The organism is Streptomyces sp. SID12501 (genome assembly GCF_010550245.1).
In the GTDB taxonomy this organism is placed as follows: domain Bacteria; phylum Actinomycetota; class Actinomycetes; order Streptomycetales; family Streptomycetaceae; genus Streptomyces.
Window position 1 is genome coordinate 1 of sequence record NZ_JAAGLU010000500.1, and the last position, 483, is coordinate 483.

Consider the following 483-nt stretch of genomic DNA (forward strand, 5'->3'; position numbering starts at 1 on the left):
CGACAAGGTCTCGGCGAAGCTCGAGGCGACGCTCGCGCGCTACGACACCGCGTTCCGCCGGTTCGAGGCGCTGCCCGCGGAGATCCGCACGACGCTCGCGTCGTCCGGCCTGCTCGACGCGGCCGCGACCGCGTCGGTCGACGCGAGGGACCTCGCGCAGCAGGGCCAGCAGGCCGGGGCGTTCCTCGAGGCGCAGCAGGCCGCGATGCTCGTCGAGACGCTCGTCGGCGCCGGGGAGTGGATGAACCCGCTGTTCACGCAGGGCCTGCCGGGTCTCGAGCTGCTGTTCCGCGACGCGCTCGACCTGGGCCCGACGAGCGCACGCGTGACGTCGTTCCTCGACCAGCTCTCGACGTACGCGCCGCGCACCGTCGCGGACGTCGAGGGCCTCGTGCAGGGGTACGCGGGCACGTTCGACGCGTACTCGCTCATGGTGTTCGCCAACCAGATGATCGCGAGCATCAAGGCGCGGTCCGACGCGGG

General features: G+C 72.5%; 1 protein-coding gene. It reads left to right on the forward strand.

The window, feature by feature from the left end; genetic code table 11:
- A partial coding sequence (locus G3I71_RS46975; RefSeq protein ID WP_203733134.1) for a hypothetical protein occupies window positions 1-483 on the forward strand: 483 nt, incomplete at both ends.